Raw genomic sequence first — 17,363 nt, 5'->3', positions numbered from 1 at the left:
CAGGGGTGCCCGTGCAGGGGTGCCCGTGCAGGGGTGCCCGGGCGGGCGGGCCGCCCCGGTCCTTCGCGTCGGCCGTGTGCGCCATGGGGTTCGGGGTGGCCGAACGTCGGTACGCTGCCCTCATGCCTCGCTACGACTTCCGCTGCCGCTCCTGCGGAGCCACGTTCGAACTCCGCCGTGCCATGGCGCAGGCCAACGACCCGGCCGTCTGCCCGCAGGGCCACGCCGATACGGTGAAGCTGCTCTCCACGGTCGCCGTCACCGGCGGTTCCTCCGCCTCGGCCCAGGCGGCCCCCGCCCCCTCGTCAGGCGGCGGCGGGGGCTGCTGCGGCGGAGGCTGCTGCGGCTGACCGAGCGAGGGCCGTTCATCGGGGGTGTTCAGGTGTTCCGACGCTGGTGGTTCCTCGGCCTGCTCCGGCCCGCGGAGCAGGGCCCGCGGCCGCCCGGCCGCCGCGAGTCGAAGGAGGCCGGGGAACTCGTCCTGCGCGAGTGGCAGGTGCTGCGCGACCGGCTGTCCGCCATCGCCGCCGAGCGGGTCGCCGCGGCGGGGGACCTCTTCCGGGCCGCGGAGCTGCGCCTGCCGCCCGGCGAGACCGCGGCACGCCGTGACTACCTGTGGGCGCTGGAGGCGTACGAAGCCGCCGGGCGGCTCCTCGACGAGGCCGCCGGGCTGCCGGACGGCACCGACCTGCCCGATCTGACGGCCGCCGTGGTGCTGGCCGAGCAGGCCGTCGAACGGCTGGCCGCCGCGCACACCGTGCACGCGGGCGGGCGGCCCCGGCCGTTCGCCGTGCGCTGCTTCTACAACCCGCTGCACGGCCCGGCCGCCGTGCCCGCGGCCGGCGGCGGCAAGGCGGTGTCCCGCAAGTCCCGCCGCCGGCCCACGGTCGGCGCCCGGGAGGCCGCCGCGGACCGGCGCCCGGCCTGCACGTCCTGCCGCAACGCCATCCTGGCCGGACAGAGCCCGGACGTGCTGCCCGCGCTGCTGCCCGCGGCCAGGACGGGCCGCCGGGGCGGGCCGCCGGTGCTGGTGCCGTACTACGCCGTTCCGCAGCAGTGGTCCCCGTGGTCGGCCACCGCCTGCGGGGCGTACGACGAGGGCACGCCCGCGCTGGTCCTGCGCGGCGGCCACCGCCGCCCCCGCACCTGAGACCGGGGTCGCCCTCCGCGCCCGGCCGTCAGACCTGGACGGAGGCCCCGGCCGTCAGACCTGGACGGAGGCCCCGGCCCGGACCCGGGCCAGCATCCGCCGGACGATCTCCTCGCCCGCCGAGACCCCGATCCGTTCCAGCGCGGTGACCCCGGGCGCCGTCCAGCCGGCCTCGGCCAGCTCGCCGTGGCCGGGCCGCCAGCCGTGGTCGGCGGCGAGCAGCAGGTCCGCGTCGAGCAGCGAGTCGCCGGCGGACAGCACGGTGGCGGCGCCGGTCCGGCGCTCGACCTCGGCCAGCGCGGCGCTCTTGCTCAGCGGCGACGGCACCGCGTACACCTTGCGGCCCTGCAGCGAGATGTTCCAGCCGCGCTCCTCGGACCAGCCGGTCAGCTCGGCGAGCCAGCCCTCCGGCAGGTCGGCGCGCTCGACCACCAGGTAGGCGAACAGGTCCTCGGCCACCCGCCGCTTGTGGGTCCACTCCGGGTCGGCGGTGATCGCCAGGTGCTCGACCACCTCGGCGAGCGGGGCGCAGGAGGCGGCCAGCCGGCCCCGCACTTCGGTCTGCCAGTCCTGGTCCGGCACCCCGTCGACCAGCAGGTGCCCGCCGTTGGCGCAGATCGCGTACTTCGGGATCCAGCCGGGGACCGGCCCGGGCAGGTGGACCCGCTCGTACTGGGCGCGGGTCCGGGTGGTGGCGGGGACGAAGGTGGCCAGCGCGGTCAGCTCGACCAGCAGCTCGGCCGCCTCCTCGGTCATGAAGGACAGCGCCCGTCCGTCGTGCACCTCGACCGCCAGCAGCCGCGGGGCCAGCCGGTCGGGCATCTCCAGGGCCAGTGCCCGGTTGGAGTAGATCAGGGTGCGGTCGAGGTCGCTCGCCACCAGGAACCGGCTGTCCATCAGTTGTCCTCCGCTCGCACTGCCGTCCCGTCGGCGCCGACGGCGCCCCGGGTGTAGCGGGGGTGGATCAGGCCCACGCAGGAGTACGGCAGCCCGTCCACCTCCTCCACGGGTACGCCGCGCTGCTCTGCCAGCAGCCGGACGTGGTCCAGGTCGGTGCCGGCGCCGCGGCGGGCCAGCACCCGCCACGGCACCCGGCGGAGCATCACCCGGGTGGTCTCGCCAACACCGGGCTTGACCAGGTTGACGTTGTCGATGCCGTACTCGGCGCTGATCCGCTCGACCGCGGCCCAGCCCTCCCAGGTGGGGGCGCGGTCCTCGGCGGCGAGGCGCCCGGCCGCGGCCTCGGCGGCCTCGCGGACGCTCTCGAAGCGGTCCACCACGGCGGCGACGAAGGCCTGCGAGACGTCGGCGCCGCCGAGCTCGCGGTAGAACTTGGCGCCGTGGAACTCGTCCGGGCCGATCAGGTCGTCCCGCAGCACGGTCCGCGAGATCAGGCCGGAGACGGTGGAGTTGAGGCAGGCCGACGGGATCAGGAAGTCGTCCCGGGTGCCGTAGGTGCGCACGCAGCCGCCGGGGTCGGCGAGCACCGCGAGGTCGGGGTCGAAGCCGGTGCCGTCCAGCGCGGCGGCCAGCTCCCTGGTGATCGCGCCCTTGCCGGTCCAGCCGTCGACGAAGACCACGTCCCCGGCGTGGTGGTGGCCGGCCAGGTACCGCAGCGCGACCTGGTCGATACCGCGCCCGCGAACGATCGAGACGGTGTAGTGCGGGACGTCCAGACCGTGGGCGAAGCCGAGCCAGCGGCGGATCAGGATGCCGACCGGGGTGCCGGCCCGGGCCAGCGAGGCCAGCACCAGGCCCCGGCCGCGCTCACGCAGCAGCGTCTCGGCGACGGTGCCGACGGCCAGCGCGATCCGCTCGGCCGAGGCGGTCAGCGCCTGCTGGAACAGCTCCTGGTACTCGGGGCTGGGCTGGTACTCGACCGGCAGCGACTCGGCGTAGTGGGCGCCGCCCGACTGGACGGCCTCCTCGCGCTCCTCGGTCGGGGCCTCCAGCGCCACCCCGGAGAGGTCCTTGAGCAGCCAGGTGACGTCCTGCGCCGGGTAGGAGGAGAACGCCGGTCCGTACAGCGGCGGCGAGGTGGTCGGATTGGTGTCGGTGATCATGCCGGCCTTCGGTGGGGGTGCTCAGCTTGCATGGTGGTGCAGCGAGACGTCAGCGGGGTGTCGATGGGCGGTACGAGGGGAGAACGGCCAGCACCACCTGGTCGGTGACCTGCCGCAACTGCTGCAGCAGGGCCCGTTCGCCCTCGGCCAGGGCGGGGGTGTCGGCCGGGTCGTCCACCACCAGGACCACGCTGTCGAAGCGGCGGGAGACGTCGTCGCCGGGGGCGACGTTGTAGGCGTAGCGCTCGCCCGGCCCGTCGGCCGGGTCGTCGTGGGCCGGGAAGGCCAGCCGGGTGCGGATCGCGTAGCCCGGGTCGTCCACGGCCAGCACCGGGGAGCGGGTGGTGGTGGAGAACCGCACCCGGTGCTCCCCGAGCCGTTCGGCCAGCGCCCCGGCGAGGCGCAGCGGCGCGTACATCAGCTCCTCGAAGCCAAGCACCAGGACGCTCTCGCCGGTGACGTGCCCGGCCAGCTCGGCGGCGAAGGCCGGCAGCGCCTGTTCCAGCCGGGCCCGGTGGTCCCGGGTGAAGCCGTGCCGTCCGCCGTCGGGCAGGCCGGCCGGCCAGCCCAGCTCGACCCGCGCCAGCGGGGCGGGCTCCCCGGCCGGCAGCGGCGCCTCGGGGGCGGCCGCCTCGATCAGGGCCTGCGCCCGGGCCAGGGCGTCCGGCGGCAGTTCGACCCCGCCGTCGGCGGTGGCGACCAGGTCGAGCCGGGCGCCGAGCTCGGCGGCGGCCTCGGCCAGCCGCGTCCGGTCCGCCCCGGTGCGCAGGTCCACCAGGGCGACCACCACGTAGTGGCTGCGGGGGTGGGTGGCGTGCAGGGCGCGGACGGTGTTGAGCACCGTGTTGCCGGTGGAGAACTCGTCGTCGACCAGGACCAGCGGCCCGTCCCCGGCCAGCAGCCGCGGGTCCTCGGGCAGCAGCAGGTGGGAGGTGGCGTGCGAGTGCTCCTCCTCGAAGCCGCCGACCGCCGCCACCCCGGCCACCGGCCGGCGGGTGGAGTGCAGGTAGGGCGCGTCCAGGCCGTCGGCGACGCTGTGGCCGAGCGCGGTGGCGGTCTCCGCGTAGCCGAGCACCACGGCCCGGGCGGCGGCCTCGGGGCCGAGCAGCTCGCGGACCCGGCGGCCGAGCTCCAGGCCGGCGCCGTGCACCACGGCGGGGCGCTGCGGGACGTGCTTGCCGAGCACCCCGGAGACCAGCAGGTGGGCCCGGCGGGGGTTCTTCCGCAGGGCGAGGCCGATCAGGGCGGGCAGCTCGGGGGAGCCGGTGAGCCGCAGATCCAGCCGGTCGGTGACCCACTGGCCGGTCCAGGGCGCCGGCGGTGCGTGCTGTGCTGTCAAGACTCCTGCTTTCGGGTGGTGCCGCTCGGGCGAGGGTACGTGCTCCGGCCCTGCTCAGGGGCACAGGCAGGCGCTGAGCAGCTCGGCGAAGCTGACCTCCTCGCGGGCGACGCCGAAGACCTCGGCCCGCAGCAGCACCCGCTCGGCCCAGGCGCGGTGCGGCTTGGCCTCGTTCATCTTGTTGGTGTACGCCGAGCGCAGCACCCCGCCGCCGCCGAGGCTCTGCTGGAGGATGTCCTGGGCGTCCGAGTACTCCTCGTGGGTGACCACGGACAGTGCGTGCACGGCGGGGACGTGGCTGGGGTGGATGCAGGTCTTGCCGAGCAGGCCGTTGGCCCGGTCGAGCTCGATCTCGCGGATCAGGCCGTCCAGGTCGTGCTCGATGATCTGCTGGCGCAGGCCCTCCGCGGGCGGGTGCGCCTCGGCGAAGGGGGTGCGGCGCAGTTGCGGCTTGAAGATCCGCTCCTGGACCGGGAAGTACTCCCAGACCGGGCCGGTGACGGTGAAGCCGCTGCCGTCGGCCCGGCCGAGGACGTTGACCACGTCGCCGATCACGCCGGCCACCAGGGCGACGTCGTAGGCGGTCAGGTCCGGGGAGCGGCGCAGCCCGTAGGCGGAGCACAGGTCGGTCACGCCGAGGCGGACGGCGAGGATCCGCTCGCGGTACTTCTCCAGCAGGCGGGCGACGCCGAACAGGGTGTCGCGGCGGCTCTCCAGGTGGGCGAGTTCCGGGGACTCCAGGACGGGCATGGCGAACAGCCTCCGTCCGCAGGCGGCCTCGGCCTCGGTGAGGGCCTCCAGGAAGGCGGTGCCGCTCTCCTCGGTGAACTTCGGCACCACGAAGCCGGTGAGCAGGGCGGCCGCGGCGCCGAGCCGGGCGGTCAGGTCGGTGATCTGGGCGGCGGCGCGGACCCGGACGAACAGCAGCGGGAGCTCCTGCCCGGGGTCCTCGGCCAGCTCGGCGAGCTGTGCCACCAGGTTGCCCTCGGCGGCGGGGACCTCGTGGTCGGCTATCGCGTCCTCCAGGCAGAGCACCATGGAGACCACGCCTCGGCCGGCCTGCTTGCGGATGTCCGCGGCGAGGGTGGGCCGGGTGGCGGGGCTGTAGAGGGTGGCACCGAGGGCGGTGGCGAGCACCGCGGCGTCGGCGGTCCGGTCGAAGACGGCCGGCTGGCGCAGGAAGAGCCGGCCGCGGACGTCCTCCGCGAGGTGTCCGAAGTGGCGCAAAGTGCCCTCCCCTGGGTTTGGATGCGACCCGCCGGGGGGCGGGGCCGGTGACGCCTCAACAGTTGGACGGATGAGCCGGGCGAATGGTTCGCCGGGGTTCCACCGCAGCCCGTGATCCGTGCGCAGCCGCGTGGGGCGTTCGGGGAAGGGCGGGAGGCCAGAGCCGTTGGCGGCTTATCGTACGGACAGATTCGGCCATCCGGAGCCTTGAAACATCGAATTCTCGGAAGGTTGCCATCCGCTTCACACAACGCGCGCCCGCGGTCCTCCCCACGGCCGCCCGCGGGCCCGTCCCCGCCGCGGCCGGCAGGGGAGGCGCGTTGTCCGAACCGGTCGCGAACGGGCAGGATGGTGCGCTATGACGCATGAGATGGCGAAGGGCGCCAACATCCCGCTGACGGCCGCCGCGGTCCGCGCCGTGCTGCGCTGGACGGACTCGCCCGGCACCCCCGACGTGGACGCCTCCGCGCTGCTCCTGGGCGCGGGCGGCAAGGTCCGGTCGGACGCCGACTTCGTCTTCTACAACCAGCCCCGGCACCCGTCCGGCCTGGTGCGCCACCTGCCCAAGCAGGGCTCGGACTCCGGTTCCGAGGTCTGGGACGCCATCGAGGTGGACCTCGCCAAGCTGCCGGCCGAGGTCGACCGGGTGGTGCTGGCGGGCTCCGCCGAGGGCGGTTCCTTCCGTGCCGTGCCCGGCCTGCGGGTGCTGCTCCACGACGCGGCGGCGCCCGAGGGCGCCGATCCGCTGGCCCGGTTCGCGGTGACCGACACCGGCGAGGTCACCGCGCTGGTGGCGGCCGAGCTGTACCGGCGCGACGGCGGCTGGAAGTTCCGCGCCGTCGGGCAGGGCTACACCAGCGGTCTCGGCGGTCTGGCCACCGACTACGGCATCGCGGTCGAGGACGACGCCGACGGCGCCCCCGGCGGCCCGGACTCCACCGGCGGCGCCCAGCTGCAGCGCCTGCCCGAGGACCAGCACACCTCGCCGCCGGTCGAGGAGCCGGACACCTACACCCTCGCCCCGGCCACCCCGGCGGCCCCGCTCACCCCGCCGCCGCCCGGCCCCGTGTCCGCGCCGGTCCCGCCGCCGCCGAGCACGCCCCCGGCCGGCTACGGCTACCCGCCCCAGCAGCCGCCGCAGCCCCAGCCGGCCGGCTACCCGGGGTACGGCTACCCCCCGCAGCAGCCGCACCCGACGGGCTACGGCTACCCGCCGCAGCAGCCGCCGACCGGGTACGGCCACCCGCAGCAGCAGGTCGCTCCCCCGCAGCAGCCGCCCGCACCGCCGGCCCGCCCGCAGCAGCCCGGCGGCTTCGTACTGCCGCCGCAGGGCCCGCAGTTCCAGCCGCGCTGACCGGGGGCCTCAGCTGCTGCCGGGGGCGCTCGGTCCGCTCTTGTAGCCGCGCTGCCACTGCATGCCGAAGCCGTAGAGCCGGTCCAGGTCGGACTGGAAGCCGTGCACGTACCGCACCTCCCGGCGGACGGTGAGCTGGCCGTCCCCGGAGTTCTCGATCAGCACCACCGCGCAGGAGCGGGCCGCCGGGGCCCGTTCGTCCAGCTTGATCTCCAGCCGGGGGCCGCTCTGCGGCACGATGGTCACGGTGGCGTGGGTGCGGTCGAAGGCCGGGGTGTCGTCGTAGATGTAGACGAAGATCAGTAAGCGCTTGAACTGGTCCTTCTTCTCCAGGTTGATGTACATCGTCTCGCCGGACGGCGCACCGTAGACGTCGTCGCCGCTCAGCTTGATGTAGGGCGGCCGGTTCAGGTCGCCGAAGAGCTGGCCGAGCGGCTGCACCACGCCCCGGGTGCCGTCGGCCAGCTCGTACAGGCAGGCGAGGTCGAGGTCGACGTTCAGCTGCGGCCGGTTGAAGGAGTCCGGCGCCATCGGCCGCAGGATCCGCGGGTCGAACAGCCGGCGCAGCGAGGAGCCGCCGCCCGGGCCGTCGGCGGTCCGGGCCGCCCAGTGCAGGTTGACGTACAGGTAGCCGGTGGTGGCGGCCGAGCCGGTGATCGCGTGCTGCGGGCGGGACTTGGTCAGCGTGATCTTGAACTGGCCGCCGGAGTCCACACTGTTCCGATCGCCCTTCAGGAACTCCCACACCGAGACCATCGCGTCCTCCCCCAGAGCCAGTCCGATCCGACCGGGCCCATGATCCCGCAGCCGGCCCTCCCATCGTGCCCGTACCGCGCCATCAGGGCCATACCCAACGGGTGCCGGTGAGTCAACGTCAGCCGGTCCGCGTTCCGCTGCTGGCCGAAGGATCCCCACTCCCGTAACATGCCGCACCCCCGGACGCGATATCGTCTCTCCGCACAGGTGTCCCGCCCGCCACGTCCCCGGCGTCCGCGACGTACCGTCAGACCCGCCTCCCCCCGGCGGGATCCGGCCCCTGTGCCCGACCGCGAAGCTCTTCTTCGTCCCTGCGGAAAGCCGAGGCCCTCCCCGCGATGAACCTCTCCTCCATACAGCTGGTCTGGGCCGTCGTCGGCGGCGCAGCCCTGCTGTTCACCGCCATCCTGGTGGCCTTCCTGCGCTTCAAGAACAACGGCGCCGACGAGAGCGCCGACTCCTGGGAACGCAGCGAGGAGCGCCGCCGCCGCAAGGAGGCCGTCTACGGCGGCGCCTCGTACGTGCTGCTCTTCTGCTGTGCCGGCGTGGCCGCGGCGCTCTCCTTCCACGGTCTGGTCGGTTTCGGCCAGCAGAACCTGAACCTCTCCGGCGGCTGGGAGTACCTGGTCCCGTTCGGACTGGACGGCGCCGCGATGTTCTGCTCGGTGCTCGCCGTCCGCGAGGCCAGCCACGGTGACGCCGCGCTCGGCTCCCGCCTGCTGGTCTGGCTGTTCGCGGTCGCCTCGGCCTGGTTCAACTGGGTGCACGCGCCTCGCGGCGGCATGCACGACGGCGCCCCGCAGTTCTTCGCCGGCATGTCGATCTCGGCCGCCGTGCTGTTCGACCGCGCGCTCAAGCAGACCCGCCGGGCCGCCCTGCGCGAGCAGGGCCTGATCCCCCGCCCGCTGCCGCAGATCCGGATCGTGCGCTGGCTGCGCGCCCCCCGCGAGACCTACGCGGCCTGGTCGCTGATGCTGCTGGAGAACGTCCGCAGCCTCGACGAGGCGGTCGAGGAGGTCCGCGAGGAGCGCCAGGCCAAGCTGGACGCCAAGGTGCGGGCCCGCAGCGCCGACCGCCGCGAGCGGGCCGAGCTGAAGGCGATCGCCCGCCAGGGCGGCATGCTGGCCCGGGCCCGCGGCGGCCGCCAGGTGCCGGCCCTGCCGGTCGGCGGCGACGGCCAGCCCGCTACGGAGCCTGCTCTAGCCGAGGAGTCCGCCGACCCCAGCGGTCCCTCCTCGCTCGAACCCGCCGCACTGTCGGCCGGCCGCCGGCCCCGCGCCGCCGTGGGCTCCTCCTCCTCGGCGCCGTCGGCCCCGGCCGCCGGTGACCCGTACGCCTCGGACCCGTACCTGAGCTCCTCGCCCTCGTTCGGTTCGTCCTCCTCGTACGGCTCCTCCTCGTACGGCTCGGTCGACCTGACCGCCGACGACGACACGCTGTCGATGCCCAAGCTCGACTCGCTGGAGCGCAAGCTGCGCGCCATCGAGCAGCAGCTCGGCTGACCGCCGGGCAGGCACGGCGAAGGGGTCCCCCGCACTCGGTGCGGGGGACCCCTTCGGCGTTGCGGGGGAGGACCGGTCAGGCGACCGGACTCTCCTCCAGCGTCTGTTCGCGCTTGTTGCGGACGATCGAGGAGAGCAGCGCCGCACCGATGAACGCGACGCCGATCAGGCCGGTGACGATCTCCGGGATGTGGTACTCGATGCCGACCAGCAGGATGACCGCCAGCGCGCCGATCGCGTAGTGCGCGCCGTGCTCCAGGTACACGTAGTCGTCCAGGGTGCCCTTGCGGACCAGGAAGACGGTGAGCGAGCGGATGTACATCGCGCCGATGCCGAGGCCCAGCGTGATCATGAAGATGTCCTGGGAGATGGCGAACGCGCCGACCACGCCGTCGAAGGAGAACGAGGCGTCGAGCACCTCCAGGTACAGGAAGAGGAAGAACGCGGCCTTGCCGCCGACCTGGACGATCGACTTACCGGTCTTCTCGGCCTCCTCCTCGGCCTCCTCCTGCGCCTCCAGGCCGGACTCGAAGACCCCGGAGAGGCCGTTCACGGCGAGGTAGGTGGCCAGGCCCATCAGGCCGGCCAGCAGGACGGTCTCGGCGTGCTCGGCGGCGAACAGCCGGGAGGACAGGGCGAGGACGACCAGCGCGATCACCGAGGAGAGGGCGTCCAGCTTGCCGATCTTCTCCAGCGGCTTCTCCAGCCAGCGCAGCCAGTTGAAGTCCTTCTCCTCGAAGATGAAGTCGAGGAAGATCATCAGCAGGAAGATGCCGCCGAAGGCCGCGATGGCCGGGTTGGCGGCCTCCAGGTACTGGGCGTAGGTGAGGCCCTCGTACGTCTTGGAGGAGTCCAGCGCCAGCTCGATCACGGTGCCCGGGCTGAGGTGGGCCGTCAGGCCGACCACCAGCAGCGGGAAGATCAGCCGCATGCCGAAGACGGCGATCAGCACGCCGACGGTGAGGAAGATCTTCTGCCAGAAGGGGTTCATCCGCTTCAGGACCGTGGCGTTGACGACCGCGTTGTCGAACGAGAGGGAGATCTCGAGGACCGAGAGGATCAGCACCACGCCGAATCCTTCGGCCCCCCAGATCAGGCCGGCTGCGATCAGACCGGCGATCGTGATGGCGAAGGACCATCCGAATGTGCGGAGGAACACGGGGTCAGTTACCTTTCGATTTCAGTGGTTCCAGGCCGGGTACGGCTGCTCGAACCGGGCATTACGTTACGTTGACGCCGAAGTCCTGGACGATCCCGCGCAGGCCGGAGGCGTACCCCTGGCCCACCGCACGGAACTTCCACTCGCCCTGGTAGCGGTAGAGCTCACCGAAGATCATCGCGGTCTCGGTGGAGGCGTCCTCGCTCAGGTCGTAGCGGGCGATCTCGGAGCCGTCGGCCTGGTCGACCACCCGGATGTAGGCGTTGCCGACCTGGCCGAAGCTCTGCATCCGCGGCTCGGCGTCGTAGATGGACACGGCGAAGACCACCTTGTCGACCTGGGCCGGCACCAGGTCGAGGTGGACCTGGACCACCTCGTCGTCGCCGTCCCCGTCGCCGGTCAGGTTGTCGCCCTGGTGCTCGACCGAGCCCTCGGGGCTCTTGAGGTTGTTGTAGAAGACGAAGTACTCGTCGCCCAGCACCTTGCCGCCGGAGCAGAGCAGCGCACTCGCGTCGAGGTCGAACGACGCCCCGGTGGTCGAGCGGGCGTCCCAGCCGAGGCCGATCTGCACCTGGGTCAGGTTCGGCGCGGCCTTGGTCAGCGAGACGTTGCCGCCCTTGGCGAGCGTGACGCTCATGTACTTCCTCCCTAGTCCCCCCGCATCTCGGGGGTCCGAGTCCACGGGTTCCAGCTCTGCCGCCGCACGACGGTGCGGTCGGCGCACCCCAAAGGTCTACGCCCAGCGGCGCCCGCGCAGTGCTGCACTCCCGCCTGAACTTCCTGAACTCCCCGGCCCGTCGGCGGGCCGGGGCAGCACAGGGGCCGGCGGGAGCGCTGATCGCTCCCGCCGGCCCCAGGTGGTGCAGCCTATGCGACTGTCACGACGGTCAGACGTTCACCCCGAAGTCCTGGGCGATGCCGCGCAGGCCGGAGGCGTAACCCTGGCCGATGGCACGGAACTTCCACTCGGCGCCGTTGCGGTAGAGCTCACCGAAGACCATCGCGGTCTCGGTGGAGGCGTCCTCGCTCAGGTCGTAGCGGGCGATCTCGGCGCCACCGGCCTGGTTGAGCACCCGGATGAACGCGTTGCGGACCTGGCCGAAGCTCTGCTGGCGGTTCTCGGCATCGTAGATCGACACCGGGAACACGATCTTGGCGATGTCGGCCGGTACGCCGGCCAGGTCCACCTTGATCTGCTCGTCGTCGCCCTCACCCTCACCGGTGAGGTTGTCACCGGTGTGCTCGACCGAGCCGTCCGCGCTCTTGAGGTTGTTGAAGAAGATGAAGTCGGCGTCCGAGCGGACCTTGCCCTGCTCGTTGCAGAGCAGGGCGCTCGCGTCCAGGTCGAAGCCACTGCCGGTGGTGGTGCGGACGTCCCAGCCGAGGCCGACGATCACCGCGGTCAGGCCGGGGGCCTCCTTGGTGAGCGAGACGTTGCCACCCTTGCTCAGACTGACACCCACGTGCTGCCTCCATGGATCGGGAGGCACGGGTCGGTGCCCCCGGTGGTGCTGTGTCCGGCGCGGCCCGTTCGGAGCGTGCGCCTGTCCTGCCAACGGCCCGATCGTAGTGCCGGGTTCCCCGCCGGGAGGCCAGTCGGCCCGGCGCGCCTCGAACCTGCGCGCCGGGCCGGCACAGCGACCGGTGCGGCGGCTCAGAGCGCGCCGAGCACCTTCAGGTACTCCTGCTCGTCCCGGGCGTCCGGCAGGCCGTTGACGATCGACCAGCGGACCTGGCCGTCCTTGTCGATCACGAAGGTGCCGCGCACGGCGCAGCCCTTCTCCTCGTTGAAGACGCCGTAGGCGCGGGAGACCTCGCCGTGCGGCCAGAAGTCGGACAGCAGCGGGTACTCCAGGCCCTCCTGCTCGGCGAAGACGCGGAGGGTGAACGGCGAGTCGTTGGAGACCGCGAGCACCTGGACCTCGTCGTTCTGCAGGCGCGGGAGCTCCTTCTGGATCGCGCACACCTCGCCGGTGCAGACCCCGGTGAAGGCGAACGGGTAGAAGACCAGGACGACGTGCTTCTCGCCCCGGAAGTCGGAGAGCTTCACGAGCTCGCCGTGCTGGTTCTTCAGCTCGAAGTCCGGAGCCTGGGTGCCGACCTCGATGGCCATGGTGGGACCTTCCTCTGGGGTGCCGCGGCCCTCGGTGCGCCGCGCGGACAGGGGCATCCTCGCATCCGTTCGGGGCCATTAGGCCGAACGGGTGAGGGCTTCCCGCTGGTGGCGGCCCGGTTTCGCCCTGGGTGAACAAAGGTCCCGGCAGCTCCTCCAGTCCGCGGCCCCGATGCGACCGGGCCCCGCTGGAGGAAGCTCCAGCGGGGCCCGGATCGACGGTCGGGCGAGAAGCTAGCGCTTGCCGGTGCGCGAGGCCTTCGGCGAGGCGAGCCTGGTGCCGGCCCAGTCCTTGGCGACCGCCACCGAGCTGGTCTGGGCGAGACCGGCGGTGCGGGCGGCGTCGGCGATGTCGGAGGCCTCGATGTGCCCGTCACGGCCCGTCTTGGGGGTCAGCAGCCAGACCAGGCCGCCCTCCGCCAGGTACTCCAGCGCGTCGACCAGGGCGTCGGTGAGATCCCCGTCCTCCTCGCGGTGCCACAGCAGGACGGCGTCTGCGACGTCGTCGTAGTCCTCGTCGACGAGCTCGGTACCAGTGATGTCCTCGATGCCCTCGCGGAGCTCCTGGTCACTGTCATCGTCGTACCCGAGCTCCTGGACGATCTGGCCCTCTTCGAAGCCGAAACGCAGTGCCGGGTTGGACTTGTCCGCGGGGTCCGCGGTCGCGCTCACGGGAATAACCTCCAGTATTCGGCCCGGCGTCCATGCCGAGGCTGTGGCCGTAGTCCACACGGGACCGGCGGTTCGCGCAAGTACCCGACCCCCGATCCCACCCAAAGGTTGACGTGTCGCGGCGGGACACGCCGGTCCGCAGTGGCGGGAATCACACCGATTTGCCCTTTTCCCCACCGGACAACGATGCTTCCCCCGGTCCCGGGGCCACATGCCGTACAGCTGACCGAGATGCGAACGGCATTCGGGGGACTCGCCCACGCGGGCGTAGAGTCTCCTGTTGGCCCTCACCCTGACCGCCCGCCATCGGGCGGCCGGGTAACCAGGTCGGACCACCTCTTCGTAACCCCCGGGGGTGCACGGCGAAGGCAATGACGCCCTCCGCCGCACGCTTCCTGACCGCTCCGCCCAACAGGCGGAACGGTTACCGATCGGTAGAGATGACGGATCTCCGAGTCGCGGTACACGATGGAGGCGGCGCGACACACCTCAGTTTCGACCGACAGTGAAGGAACAGCGTGGCTTCCGGATCCGATCGCAACCCGATCATCATTGGCGGCCTTCCGAGTCAGGTCCCGGACTTCGATCCCGAGGAGACCGCGGAATGGCTGGAGTCGCTTGACGCTGCCATCGACGAGCGGGGGCGCGAGCGTGCCCGCTACCTGATGCTGCGGCTGATCGAGCGCGCCCGCGAGAAGCGTGTCGCCGTGCCCGAGATGCGCAGCACGGACTACGTCAACACCATCGCCACCAAGGACGAGCCGTTCTTCCCCGGCAACGAGGAGATCGAGCGCAAGGTCCTGAACGCGACCCGCTGGAACGCGGCCGTGATGGTCTCCCGGGCCCAGCGCCCCGGCATCGGCGTCGGTGGCCACATCGCCACCTTCGCCTCCTCCGCGTCGCTCTACGACGTGGGCTTCAACTACTTCTTCCGGGGCAAGGACGCCGACGGCGAGTCCGGCGACCAGATCTTCTTCCAGGGTCACGCCTCCCCCGGCATCTACGCCCGCGCCTTCCTGCTGGACCGGCTCAGCGAGCAGCAGCTCGACGCCTTCCGGCAGGAGAAGTCGAAGGCGCCGTACGGCCTGTCCAGCTACCCGCACCCGCGGCTGATGCCGGACTTCTGGGAGTTCCCGACCGTCTCGATGGGCCTCGGCCCGCTCGGTGCGATCTACCAGGCCCGGATGAACCGGTACCTGGAGCACCGCGGCATCAAGGACACCTCCCAGTCGCACGTCTACGCCTTCCTCGGCGACGGCGAGATGGACGAGCCCGAGTCGCTCGGCCAGCTCTCGCTGGCGGCCCGCGAGGGCCTGGACAACCTGACCTTCGTGGTCAACTGCAACCTGCAGCGCCTGGACGGCCCGGTCCGCGGCAACGGCAAGATCATCCAGGAGCTGGAGTCGCAGTTCCGCGGCGCCGGCTGGAACGTGATCAAGCTGATCTGGGACCGCAGCTGGGACCCGCTGCTCGCCCAGGACCGCGACGGCGTGCTGGTCAACAAGATGAACACCACCGTCGACGGCCAGTTCCAGACGTACGCCACCGAGACCGGCGCGTACATCCGCGAGCACTTCTTCGGCGGCGACCTGCGCCTGCGCGCGATGGTCGAGAACATGACCGACAAGCAGATCCAGCACCTGGGCCGCGGCGGTCACGACCACGCCAAGGTGTACGCGGCCTTCAAGGCGGCCCGCGAGCACGTCGGCCAGCCGACCGTGATCCTCGCCCAGACCGTCAAGGGCTGGACGCTGGGTCCGAACTTCGAGGGCCGCAACGCGACCCACCAGATGAAGAAGCTGACGGTCGAGGACCTCAAGCGCTTCCGTGACCGGCTGCACCTGCCGATCACCGACAAGCAGCTGGACGAGGGCTACCCGCCCTACTACCACCCGGGCAAGGACTCGGAGGAGATCCAGTACATGCACGACCGCCGGCGCGAGCTCGGCGGTTACGTGCCGACCCGCAAGGTGCGGCCGCGCAAGCTGGAGCTCCCCGGCGACGACGCCTACAAGGGGGTCAAGAAGGGCTCGGGCAACCAGACCATCGCCACCACCATGGCGTTCGTCCGGGTGCTCAAGGACCTGATGCGGGACAAGGGCATCGGCAACCGCTTCGTGCCGATCGCGCCGGACGAGTACCGCACCTTCGGCATGGACTCGCTCTTCCCGTCCGCCAAGATCTACAACCCGCTCGGCCAGACCTACGAGTCGGTCGACCGCGAGCTGCTGCTGGCGTACAAGGAGTCCCCGACCGGCCAGATGCTGCACGACGGCATCTCCGAGGCCGGCTGCACCGCCTCGCTGATCGCGGCCGGCTCCTCGTACGCGACGCACGGCGAGCCGCTGATCCCGGTCTACGTCTTCTACTCGATGTTCGGGTTCCAGCGCACCGGTGACCAGTTCTGGCAGATGGCCGACCAGCTGGCCCGCGGTTTCGTGATCGGCGCCACCGCCGGCCGCACCACGCTGACCGGCGAGGGCCTGCAGCACGCGGACGGCCACTCGCACCTGCTGGCCTCGACCAACCCCGGCGTGGTCGCCTACGACCCGGCGTACGGTTTCGAGATCGCGCACATCGTCCAGGACGGTCTGCGGCGGATGTACGGCTCGTCGGCGGAGCACCCGCACGGCGAGGACGTCTTCTACTACATGACGGTCTACAACGAGCCGATCAAGATGCCGGCCGAGCCGGAGAACGTCGACGTCGAGGGCATCCTCAAGGGTCTGCACCGGTACGCGCCGGGCACCGCGGGCCAGATCCCGGCCCAGATCCTCGCCTCCGGCGTGGCGGTGCCGTGGGCCCTGGAGGCCCAGCGCATCCTCGCCGAGGAGTGGAACGTCAAGGCCGACGTGTGGTCCGCGACCTCCTGGAACGAGCTGCGCCGCGACGCGGTGGAGGCCGAGGAGTTCAACCTGCTGCACCCGGAGGAGCCGCAGCGCGTCCCGTACGTGACGGCCAAGCTCCAGGGCGCCGAGGGCCCGTTCGTCGCGGTGTCCGACTGGATGCGCGCGGTGCCGGACCAGATCTCGCGCTGGGTGCCGGGCCAGTACCAGTCGCTGGGCGCCGACGGTTTCGGCTTCGCCGACACCCGCGGTGCGGCGCGTCGTTTCTTCCACATCGACGCGCAGTCGGTGGTCCTGGGCGTGCTCACCGAGCTCGCCAAGCAGGGCAAGATCGACCGCAGCCTGCTGAAGGCGGCCATCGACCGCTACCAGCTGCTGGACGTGGCGGCGGCCGACCCGGGCGCCGCCGGCGGCGACGCCTGATCCGCTCCACCCGCTGACGCCGGGGGCCGGACTCCTTCCGAGGGGTCCGGCCCCCGGCCGTTCCCGGGCCACCTCAGGCCACCGTGAAGGTGGAGAGCACGGTCTCGAACTGCTGCTGGACGGTGCTCCAGTCCTCGGGCGGCGAGGCCACCAGGACCGCGTACTCGGTGCCGTCCGGGGCGATGAACGCCTGGTCGGCGGTGTGCCGGGGGCCGAGTCCCGGGTCGGTCGAGGTGAACTCCCACAGCGCGCCCTCGCGGTCCTGGTAGACGTTGGCCGCGAGGCTGATCCGGGTGTAGTCCGCCTGCCCGGAGACGGACTGCTCCAGCTCCAGGAAGTGCGCCTCGGGGCTCTTGGGCGCCGCCGGGGTGACCCCGATGCGCAGCACGTGGGTGCCGTCGTCGGGCGAGTAGTCGATCTGGCCGCCGTGCTCGCTGCGGACCCAGCCGTCGGGCACCGCGAGCCGGAAGCCCGCCGGGTCGTCCACCCAGCGGTAGCCGGCCGGGGCGGCGGAGGCGCCCGGCCCGGTGGAGCCCTCCGGGGAGGAGGCCCCGGGCGACGACACATCGGGGGACGAGGCCTCCGGGGAGGAGGACGCCTCCGGGGACGGCACCGCGGGCGAGGACGCCTGCGGCCCGGCCGCCGCCGGGGAGGACGCCGCGGGCGACGGCGCCTCGGGGGACGACACCTCGGCCGCGGGCGCCTCGGGTGAGGCCACCGTCGCCGGTGCGCCGCCGGAGTTGCTGTTCACCACCGCGA

14 protein-coding genes and 2 pseudogenes are annotated in these 17,363 nt (G+C 72.4%); 6 read left to right on the top strand and 10 right to left on the bottom strand.

What is annotated here, in order from left to right; all coding sequences use genetic code 11:
• Positions 1-122: 122 nt before the first annotated feature.
• Entirely contained in the window at positions 123-350 is a 228-nt protein-coding gene (locus AA75_RS33700) for a zinc ribbon domain-containing protein (RefSeq protein ID WP_033824158.1), read from the top strand.
• Between the two features lie 32 nt (positions 351-382).
• Positions 383-1,150, top strand: a complete 768-nt coding sequence (locus AA75_RS33695) for a hypothetical protein (protein ID WP_033824157.1) — start codon at positions 383-385, stop codon at positions 1,148-1,150.
• 54 nt (positions 1,151-1,204) lie between these two features.
• On the opposite strand, the gene AA75_RS33690 is transcribed toward AA75_RS33695, so the two are convergent.
• The 3 genes and pseudogenes from AA75_RS33690 to AA75_RS33675 form a co-directional block, all read right to left on the bottom strand.
• Positions 1,205-2,047, bottom strand: a complete 843-nt coding sequence (locus tag AA75_RS33690) for a hypothetical protein (protein WP_033824156.1) — start codon at positions 2,045-2,047, stop codon at positions 1,205-1,207.
• Positions 2,047-4,552, bottom strand: a pseudogene (locus tag AA75_RS52725) (phosphoribosyltransferase). Before AA75_RS52725 ends, AA75_RS33690 begins: the two are co-directional and overlap by 1 nt.
• Positions 4,553-4,606: 54 nt before the next feature.
• A complete protein-coding gene (locus tag AA75_RS33675; RefSeq protein ID WP_033824155.1) occupies positions 4,607-5,779 on the bottom strand; it encodes an HpcH/HpaI aldolase/citrate lyase family protein in 1,173 nt (390 codons plus the stop codon).
• Positions 5,780-6,137: 358 nt separating this feature from the next.
• On the opposite strand from AA75_RS33675, the gene AA75_RS33670 reads away from it, so the two are divergent.
• The gene (locus AA75_RS33670; protein ID WP_033824154.1) at positions 6,138-7,133 is read left to right on the top strand and encodes a TerD family protein; all 996 of its coding nucleotides are present in this window, start codon (positions 6,138-6,140) and stop codon (positions 7,131-7,133) included.
• Between the two features lie 9 nt (positions 7,134-7,142).
• On the opposite strand, the gene AA75_RS33665 is transcribed toward AA75_RS33670, so the two are convergent.
• Complete coding sequence (locus tag AA75_RS33665) at positions 7,143-7,889, bottom strand: Tellurium resistance (RefSeq protein ID WP_199520480.1); 747 nt, start codon at positions 7,887-7,889, stop codon at positions 7,143-7,145.
• A 338-nt stretch (positions 7,890-8,227) separates the two neighbouring features.
• On the opposite strand from AA75_RS33665, the gene AA75_RS33660 reads away from it, so the two are divergent.
• Positions 8,228-9,391: a DUF2637 domain-containing protein gene (locus tag AA75_RS33660; protein ID WP_033824153.1), complete on the top strand. Its 1,164-nt coding sequence runs from the start codon at positions 8,228-8,230 to the stop codon at positions 9,389-9,391.
• Positions 9,392-9,467: 76 nt separating this feature from the next.
• On the opposite strand, the gene AA75_RS33655 is transcribed toward AA75_RS33660, so the two are convergent.
• The 5 genes from AA75_RS33655 to AA75_RS33635 all read right to left on the bottom strand — a co-directional run bounded on the left by AA75_RS33655 (position 9,468) and on the right by AA75_RS33635 (position 13,335).
• Positions 9,468-10,550 (bottom strand): DUF475 domain-containing protein, encoded by a 1,083-nt coding sequence (locus AA75_RS33655; protein ID WP_033824152.1) that lies wholly within the window; start codon positions 10,548-10,550, stop codon positions 9,468-9,470.
• Positions 10,551-10,611: 61 nt separating this feature from the next.
• Positions 10,612-11,187 (bottom strand): TerD family protein, encoded by a 576-nt coding sequence (locus AA75_RS33650; protein WP_033824151.1) that lies wholly within the window; start codon positions 11,185-11,187, stop codon positions 10,612-10,614.
• Between the two features lie 250 nt (positions 11,188-11,437).
• Positions 11,438-12,013, bottom strand: coding sequence for a TerD family protein (locus AA75_RS33645; RefSeq protein ID WP_033824150.1), 576 nt, complete (start codon positions 12,011-12,013; stop codon positions 11,438-11,440).
• A gap of 191 nt (positions 12,014-12,204) precedes the next feature.
• Entirely contained in the window at positions 12,205-12,663 is a 459-nt protein-coding gene (locus tag AA75_RS33640) for a peroxiredoxin (protein ID WP_033824164.1), read from the bottom strand.
• Between the two features lie 234 nt (positions 12,664-12,897).
• On the bottom strand, positions 12,898-13,335 hold the full coding sequence (locus tag AA75_RS33635; protein ID WP_033824149.1) for a DUF3052 domain-containing protein: 438 nt from the start codon (positions 13,333-13,335) through the stop codon (positions 12,898-12,900).
• 518 nt (positions 13,336-13,853) lie between these two features.
• Between AA75_RS33635 and aceE the strand changes: the two genes are divergently transcribed.
• Positions 13,854-16,604, top strand: a complete 2,751-nt coding sequence (gene aceE / locus AA75_RS33630) for a pyruvate dehydrogenase (acetyl-transferring), homodimeric type (RefSeq protein WP_033824148.1) — start codon at positions 13,854-13,856, stop codon at positions 16,602-16,604.
• A gap of 73 nt (positions 16,605-16,677) precedes the next feature.
• Here aceE and AA75_RS51530 read toward each other — a convergent pair whose 3' ends face one another.
• Complete coding sequence (locus tag AA75_RS51530) at positions 16,678-17,091, bottom strand: hypothetical protein (RefSeq protein WP_206743462.1); 414 nt, start codon at positions 17,089-17,091, stop codon at positions 16,678-16,680.
• Positions 17,092-17,131: 40 nt separating this feature from the next.
• Between AA75_RS51530 and AA75_RS51525 the strand changes: the two are divergent.
• Positions 17,132-17,363: pseudogene (locus AA75_RS51525) on the top strand (hypothetical protein); the annotation flags it as partial.

The sequence above is a fragment of the Kitasatospora sp. MBT63 genome (assembly GCF_000710465.2).
Classification (GTDB): Bacteria; Actinomycetota; Actinomycetes; order Streptomycetales; family Streptomycetaceae; genus Kitasatospora.
The sequence above is the reverse complement of the archived record's forward strand: the minus strand, read 5'-3'. Positions and strand labels throughout refer to the sequence as shown.